This is a genomic window from Marinobacter sp. B-12 (genome assembly GCF_056857915.1).
Map to the genome: position 1 here is coordinate 23,664 of NZ_JBSXOB010000027.1, position 7,406 is coordinate 31,069.

7 protein-coding genes are annotated in these 7,406 nt (G+C 58.9%); 5 read left to right on the plus strand and 2 right to left on the minus strand.

The window, feature by feature from the left end:
* Window positions 1-78: 78 nt before the first annotated feature.
* Window positions 79-966, plus strand: a complete 888-nt coding sequence (locus tag AC13D2_RS02660; protein ID WP_482938185.1) for an alpha/beta hydrolase fold domain-containing protein — start codon at window positions 79-81, stop codon at window positions 964-966.
* On the opposite strand, the gene AC13D2_RS02665 is transcribed toward AC13D2_RS02660, so the two are convergent.
* Window positions 967-1,326, minus strand: a complete 360-nt coding sequence (locus tag AC13D2_RS02665) for a DUF6164 family protein (RefSeq protein WP_292047917.1) — start codon at window positions 1,324-1,326, stop codon at window positions 967-969.
* 99 nt (window positions 1,327-1,425) lie between these two features.
* Here AC13D2_RS02665 and AC13D2_RS02670 point away from each other — a divergent pair, with 99 nt between their 5' ends.
* From AC13D2_RS02670 to AC13D2_RS02685, 4 genes are read left to right on the plus strand one after another with little or no spacing between them, the layout of a single operon-like run.
* Window positions 1,426-2,835, plus strand: coding sequence for a DUF2868 domain-containing protein (locus AC13D2_RS02670; RefSeq protein ID WP_482938186.1), 1,410 nt, complete (start codon window positions 1,426-1,428; stop codon window positions 2,833-2,835).
* On the plus strand, window positions 2,829-4,259 hold the full coding sequence (locus AC13D2_RS02675; protein ID WP_482938188.1) for a GTPase/DUF3482 domain-containing protein: 1,431 nt from the start codon (window positions 2,829-2,831) through the stop codon (window positions 4,257-4,259). Before AC13D2_RS02670 ends, AC13D2_RS02675 begins: the two co-directional genes overlap by 7 nt.
* A 50-nt stretch (window positions 4,260-4,309) precedes the next feature.
* Window positions 4,310-4,705, plus strand: a complete 396-nt coding sequence (locus AC13D2_RS02680; protein WP_007155480.1) for an ectoine synthase — start codon at window positions 4,310-4,312, stop codon at window positions 4,703-4,705.
* Between the two features lie 11 nt (window positions 4,706-4,716).
* On the plus strand, window positions 4,717-5,919 hold the full coding sequence (locus tag AC13D2_RS02685; RefSeq protein WP_482938187.1) for an MFS transporter: 1,203 nt from the start codon (window positions 4,717-4,719) through the stop codon (window positions 5,917-5,919).
* Window positions 5,920-6,058: 139 nt separating this feature from the next.
* On the opposite strand, the gene AC13D2_RS02690 is transcribed toward AC13D2_RS02685, so the two are convergent.
* Window positions 6,059-7,234 carry a type III PLP-dependent enzyme gene (locus AC13D2_RS02690; protein WP_421911732.1) on the minus strand — a complete coding sequence of 392 codons (1,176 nt, stop codon included), beginning with the start codon at window positions 7,232-7,234 and terminating at the stop codon, window positions 6,059-6,061.
* Window positions 7,235-7,406: the final 172 nt, after the last annotated feature.

The window sequence follows — 7,406 nt, forward strand, 5'->3', positions numbered from 1 at the left end:
CTGAGCACCACACAATGCATCCGCGGTCATATTCGAGACGTATAAGTCTTCGTTTCCGACTGGATGAACGGAGAGTCCATGCACGTTAACCGCCTTCTGGCATTGGCCGCCAGCACCTTGCTATCCGCCTGCGCCTCACACCTGAACGCGCCGGCAGAAACGGTGCCGGTACCCGATACCAGCTTTCGCACCACAACCGGCATCACCTATTCCCCGGACAACTGGCCGCAGGAACTCCAGGCGGATCTTTATCTGCCAGACAGACCCGCCCCAGCACCTGCGGTACTCCTGGTGCATGGTGGTGGTTGGGAACGGCGTTCGCGGGAAGACATGACATGGATCGCAGAGCACCTGGCCGGCCGGGGCTTTGCCGTGATGAACATTGACTATCGGTTTGCGCCTGAACACACCTTCCCGGCGCAACTCTACGATCTTCAGATCGCCATGAACTGGCTTCACACCATGGCGGAGGCCTACAACCTGAAACGCACTGCAGTCAGTGCGTTTGGCTTTTCTTCCGGTGCCCATCTGGTCAGTTTGATGGCCGTGATTGCCGAGAGCCAACATCCGTTGAACCAACCATACGGAGGCGCAGACACCCGGCCGGAAGCTGTTGTTGCCGGTGGTTTGCCGGCCGACCTGCGAACCTTCGGATCCGGAAAGCTGATCCGTCAGTTCCTGGGCGGTGATCAACAGGACATTCCAGCTGTTTACGAGGCCGCCTCGCCGATCACCCACATTACCGCCGGCACGCCTCCGTTTTTCCTGTTCCACGGTGCCCAGGACATGCTGGTGCCTGCAGATCAGGCACGGGATTTCCGAACTCGCCTTGCGGCGCATCACGTTGAGAGTGAGCTTTACCTGATGTACCTGCGAGGCCACATCACCAGTTTCCTGACCGCTGGCAATGCGGTTGAGAAAGCCACAGACTTCCTGATCCGCCACACAGACAAGCAGCCGGACTGATTAAAGCGTCACAAACGGAGCAATCGTTAAGGCCAGGATAACAACGATGGCCAGGCACGCCGCCAGGGTCGTCACCGGCCTCCGACGAAGCCGGTGCCAGAATCCGCCGACCCGGCCTGCCGCCAGATCTTCCTCATAAGCGTCTCGCTGACGCTGCAGGCGCTCCTGCTGGTAGGTTTGCAGCAATGCCCTGGCACGCTGGGCCTCCTCGTTGTCGTGGACCCAGAATCCACCCATGCTGATACCCCAGCGACTGGGAGGCGTCTCGTAGTAGGGTACATTGTGCGTCTCGAACAGCTCGCGTATCTCGTCCGCTTCATCGTCAGGGACGTGACGAAGGTTCATGAGGTGGTTGGTCATGGTAGGTCCGACACCGGTTTATGGGATACCCTTATTATCCTAGACCCTTATCCTAGCATTCCGCGGCGGCTCTCACCGCCCAGTTGATCAGGATACTCAATGCCAGACAGCGCCATTCGACGATTACTGGAGTTCGACAATCAGGTTCAGCGCGACCGCGACCAGAACCCGGTGTTCCTGCACCGGCGGGATCGCCGTTTTGCCCTGGACTGCCACGACCAGGGTGTCGGCCCGGACCCGGATCGGTGGCTTGAACATGTCAGGCGCCTGTCCAGCCGTGCATCGACCAATGACCCGCTAAAACTCTGGCGAAGGGTGACCACAGGTTTTGCCCTGGCAGGGCTCGTTGCCGGAACGCTGGCCATGCTGGGGTTGCTGTTCTACGACGGTGGCCAGCGAATCAATCTTACGGTGATCCTGGCCTTTGTGCTGCTCCAGTGCATCCTTGCTGTGACGACCACTATCCAGGCCTTCGCCGGCTGGCAGCCCTGGCGTTGGCTGCTGAGGAAGTTTTCGGCCGCACGCCCCTCCGACGCCCTGCAAACCCTACAACCGCTTTTAATGGCCCGTGCCGCCCATACCGGCGGACTGGTGTTTGGTGTCGCCGGACTGATAACACTGCTGGTATTGGTGGTGATCCAGGATCTCGCCTTTGGCTGGAGCACCACCCTGAACACCGGGAACGACAGCTATTACCGCCTGCTGGCCGCCATCGCCACGCCCTGGCAGCACCTGTGGCCAGCGGCCATGCCGGACCGCGAACTGGTGGAGGCCACCCGGTTCTTCCGCAGCGAGTCGTCCACCAATACCGATCCGGCCCTCTGGGGGAGTTGGTGGCCGTTCGTGACCATGACCTGGATAACCTATGTCGTCCTTCCCCGGCTTGCTCTGCTGATGCTGACGATCGTTCATACCCAACTGCGTGCCCGTAAGGCACTCCAGGCCCATCATGGCTGGATCGCCCTCCAGTACCGCATGGAAACCCCCACCGTGGATACGGGCAATCGTCACAATGACGCCGCCGACCAGCCGGATACGACAGCGTCTGCAAAATTGCAGCCTCTCCCCAGGGCTCAGGCTATTATTCGCTGGGCGGAAGCTGGCAGGCCCACACTGCCGCGGGCCATCATTGCAGGAGACCAGGAGCTCCTCGCCGCCGGCGGTAGCGCCTCACTCGAGCACGACCATCACATCATCAAACTGGCAAACCAACAACTGACCAGTGCCCTCACTCCAGCGGCGATCATCGTCACCCGCAGCTGGGAACCACCCACCGGCGAGCTTGCGGATTTTCTACAACAGGCCCGCGATGCATGGCCAAGGCACACCACAATTGCGCTGGTACCAATGGCGACTCAACCGGACCAGTCACCACCCGACCATCAACTCAGGCAGTGGCTGCGGTTTGCTGAGCGCACGGGGGATGAGAGGATGGTGGTCAGCACGCCGATGACGACACCGCCAGATATCCTGATGCACCGCGCACTGCAGGACGAGGACGAATCATGAAAGCCCCCGTGTTTGCCGTGGTCGGTCACCCCAACAAGGGCAAATCCAGCGTTGTGGCCACCCTGTCCCAGAACGATGCCATTGCCATCGCGCTGGAGCCTGGAACCACCCGCAAGCATCAGGCCTATCCGTTGGCTGTCGACGGCAAGACCCTGTACACACTGGTGGATACACCGGGGTTCCAGCGCCCCCGGCGCGTACTGGAATGGCTGGAAGCTCACAGTGTATCGGCCTCGGACCGCGCGGAAACAGTCGCTGCTTTTGTGGTCCAGCACCGCCAGGATGAAGGCTTTGTCGATGAATGCGAGCTCTTGCAACCGCTCATTGAAGGCGCCGGCATCATCTACGTGGTTGACGGTTCCGTACCCTACAGCACCCAGCATGAAGCAGAGATGACCATCCTGCGCTGGACCGGCCGGCCAAGCCTCGCCTTGATTAACAGCATTGGTGAGGACGACTTCAGCGACACCTGGGCCAGGGCGCTCGGCCAGTTTTTCCAGGTTGTCCGGACCTTTGATGCCGTTCGCGCGCCCTTCGAGCAACACCTCAGCCTGCTGCGGGCCTTTGGACAACTTGAGCCTGACTGGGAACGACCCCTGGAAAACGCGACGGCGTTTCTCTCGGCGCAGAGACGGCAACGCCGCACCCAAGCAGCTACACTCATCGCCCGCAGTCTGGAAGAGATGATGTCCTTCCGCGAAAAACGGACACTGACCACGCTCCAGACCAGCGAAATCTCCGATCACGACCTGGCCACACAGTTGCGCAAAAGCTGGTATGACAACCAGAGAAAACAGGAGCAGCACCTTCGAATTGCCATTGAGAAGGTCTACGAGCATCACCGGGTGCGACGACAGGAAGCGGAACTGGAGTGGCACAGTGAACACGACCTGTTCAGTGAAGACAGCCACAAAGCCTGGGGGGTAAACCGTCGCTACCTGGCCACCGCAGGTTTCGGGGCGGGCGCGGTGAGCGGTGCCGGGGTGGATGCGCTGACCCTGGGCCATTCACTGGGCGCCGGAGCCCTGGTAGGCGGGCTGATCGGCGCCGCAGGCAGCTATTTTTACGGCGATCGCCTGTCATTGCCGGTGCTCAACACCGGTGTATTGAAAAACGGGCTCAGGACCGCCACCTTCGGGCCTGTACAAGACAGCCAATTCGGCTATGTTGTATTAGGAAGGGCCGTCAATCACTGGTGGCATATCAGCCACCGGAACCATGCTGGCCGGGAACTGCTTGATCTAGAACCTGCCGATGACCATTGGCTTGAGCAACTCGACCGCAGGCAACGCCAGACCATCCATCAGGCCTTTGAACGTTGTCGGAAAAAACGCGGCCTGGATGACAAAATGAGAACGGCCTTTGTTGCCGCCATCGAGCAGTCGCTGGACGCCTACGACGATTGGCGGTTGAACCGAACCTGAGGGGGATGTTTATACTAGAAGGCTGCTCCATCACACAGCGAGGGATAAGTATGAAAATTGTACGAGTTCAGGACATTATCGGTTCCGAGCGCGAAGTATCAGGGCCGGGCTGGACCAGCCGCCGTATGCTGCTGAAAAAAGACGGCATGGGCTTTTCATTCCACGAAACCATCATCCCTGCGGGCGCCGAGCTGAATCTGTGGTACAAGCACCACCTCGAAGCCGTTTATTGTGTCGCCGGCAACGGCAGCATCTACGACAAGGCCACCGGTGAAACCCACGAGATTTCCGATGGAACACTGTACGCTCTGGACAAGAACGACCCGCACACCCTGCGTGGTGGTACCGAAGACATGCGACTGATCTGTGCCTTCAACCCACCCGTCACCGGCCGTGAAGTTCACGACGAAGACGGCGCTTACCTCCCGGACACCGGCGACAACTAAGCCCGGCCCCCGTGGCTGACGTTTCAGGCACGACAACACCGCCACCGGCAGCCAAACTGCTCCCGGTGGCGGTGTTGCTTTGGCTGGCCGGTGTTTACCTGCGCATACCGGTACTGGTTGCGCCACCCCTGGCACCCTTCATCAGCGACGAGCTCAGCCTGTCTCAGGCCCTGACTGGCGCGCTCACTACTCTCCCTATACTGATGCTGGCCGTCGGTTCCATGCCTGGCTCCCTGGCCATCGCACGACTGGGCCCACGCAATACCCTGGCACTGGCCATGGTGATCATGGTGATCGGTTCCGCCGGTCGCGGGCTGTCACCGGACACGGTTACACTCATGCTGGCAAGCGCCGTCATGGGCCTGGGTGTGGCCATGATGCAGCCCTCCCTGCCGGCGCTGTTGCCGCGCTGGCTGGAACCCAAACATCTGGCCATCGGCTCCGCCATCTACATGAACGGCATGCTGATGGGCGAATTCATCGGCGCCGGCATCACCCTACCGGTGCTGATGCCACTGATGGACGACAGCTGGCGCGCCACCCTGCTGGCCTGGTCACTGCCCGCCTTGCTGGTCGCCGCCGCCCTGTTCCTGCCACGACGGGAAATGGCCCGGCCGGTTAAAAAGCCCGCCTGGCTGCCTGACTGGAAAAACCCGCTGACACTCCGGATTGGCCTGCTACTGGGGCTTTCAGGCTCTCTGTTCTTCGGCCTCAACGCCTACATGGGGAATATCCTGGAGCAACAGGGCAACTTCGACATGCTGGCGGATGCGCTGTTCTGGTACAACTTCGCCCAGGTAATCGCCTCCCTGGTCATGTTGAAAATGGCGAGGTATTGGGTAGGCCTCAAAGGCCCCATCATGGTGATGGCAACCTGCAGCATCCTGGGCACAATGGGAACGGTCGTCTTTACTGGCTGGTGGTCAATAGCCAGCGCAACGTTTATGAGCTTCACGGCCGGTATTCTGCTGATCCTGCTGGTGGCTTTACCTCCTGTACTGGTGGAATCAAGAGAAACGGGGCGACTCTCGGCAGGAAACTTCCTGGTTGGTTACACAGTGGCGTTTTCTGTGCCCATGATCGGTGGGTTACTGGCCGACTGGGGCAACGACGCCCGATACGCCATTATCTTTATCATCGCCTATTGCGTTCTGGTTCTTCCCCTGACTTTTACCCTGGACCTGAAACGACAAAAGGGCCGACCCGAAAGTTGACCCTCTGTCTGGTGCCATTGATCTATGTTGTGCCGGGCCGCGGGGTGGGGGTATTTTTTCCTTGGAAATGGAACTCGCTTCGCTCATACACCCATTTCTGGCGGAAAATATACCCCCACCCCACGTCCTTACTGCTGGCTTAGATGTAATAGTCCTTTAACGGGGGGAAACCGTTAAATTCTATTGCACTGTACGTCGTGGTGTAGGCACCGGTGGACAGCCAGTACATCCTGTCGCCGATTGCCAGATTCAGCGGCAGCGGGTACTTGTGGTGTTCGTACATGATATCGGCACTGTCGCAGGTTGGGCCCGCAATAACACAGTCTTCGCCTTCACCGGATTTTTCGGTGTAGATCGGAAATTTGATGGATTCATCAAGCGTTTCGATCAAGCCACCAAATTTGCCAACATCAGTGAATACCCAACGGTGTAGCGCAGTACGCGATTTACGTGAAATCAGCACCACTTCGCTCACCAGCACACCGGCATTGGAGATCAGTGAACGGCCAGGCTCGATAATGATCTCAGGCAGGTCGTCACCAAAGTCTTCCTGGAGAAACCGCTTTATCTCTTCGGCGTACACCTTCAATTCGTTGGTACGGGTGATGTAATTGGCCGGAAAACCACCGCCCATGTTGATCATCTTCAGTTCGATGCCGTCTTCTTTCTTCAGGCGCTCGAAGATCACTTTTACCTTGCCCAGGGCCGCGTCCCACGCGCCGATTTCCCGTTGCTGGGAGCCCACGTGGAAGGACACACCGTAAGGCACCAGGCCCAAGTCCCGGGCCAGGATCAGCAGATCCATGGCCATGTCGGTTTGGCAGCCAAACTTGCGTGACAGCGGCCAGTCAGCGGTCAGGGTGCCTTCGGTCAGGATACGAACATACACTTTCGAGCCCGGCGCCGCCTTGGCGATGTTACGCAGGTCCGCTTCCGAATCCGTCGCGTAAAGGCGTACACCTCGCTCATAGAAGGTGCGGATGTCCTTGGCCTTCTTGATGGTGTTGCCGTAACTGATGCGGTCACCCGTCACACCCAGCCCCATGACCTTGTCGAGTTCGTACACCGACGCAATATCAAAGCTGGCACCCTTATCCCGAAGCATGGTCAGAACCTGTGGGGCCGGGTTGGCCTTCACCGCATAGTAGACGTTGGCATAGGGAAAGCCTTCCACCAGTTCATTGTACTGGCGGTCGATGGTCGCGGTATCAATCACCACGCAGGGCGTGTCCTTGGTATCGGCAAAAGCCTTGATACGGGCAAAGGTCTCTGCGTCGTAGTAATCAACAATAAGAGCGTTGGCAGACTCGATCATGGATAGTGCTTCCCTCCACGGGCAAACAGGCATAAAAAAAGGTTCTTCGCAGATAAGCGTGAAAAAGTAGGAGACGGCGGTAAAACCGGTTAGTTTTGAGTTCGCCAAAACAACAAAGCCAACCGGTCCACCGCCGTCACTATGCATGCTAATCCTCTTGCCCTTTTCTGGG

What these genes read in the sequence shown, in the direction of transcription:
- AC13D2_RS02660 (WP_482938185.1), top strand. Translation starts at nt 79, where the DNA reads ATGCACGTTAACCGCCTTCTGGCATTGGCCGCCAGCACCTTGCTATCC.
- AC13D2_RS02665 (WP_292047917.1), bottom strand. Translation starts at nt 1,326, where the DNA reads ATGACCAACCACCTCATGAACCTTCGTCACGTCCCTGACGATGAAGCG.
- AC13D2_RS02670 (WP_482938186.1), top strand. Translation starts at nt 1,426, where the DNA reads ATGCCAGACAGCGCCATTCGACGATTACTGGAGTTCGACAATCAGGTT.
- AC13D2_RS02680 (WP_007155480.1), top strand. Translation starts at nt 4,310, where the DNA reads ATGAAAATTGTACGAGTTCAGGACATTATCGGTTCCGAGCGCGAAGTA.
- AC13D2_RS02690 (WP_421911732.1), bottom strand. Translation starts at nt 7,234, where the DNA reads ATGATCGAGTCTGCCAACGCTCTTATTGTTGATTACTACGACGCAGAG.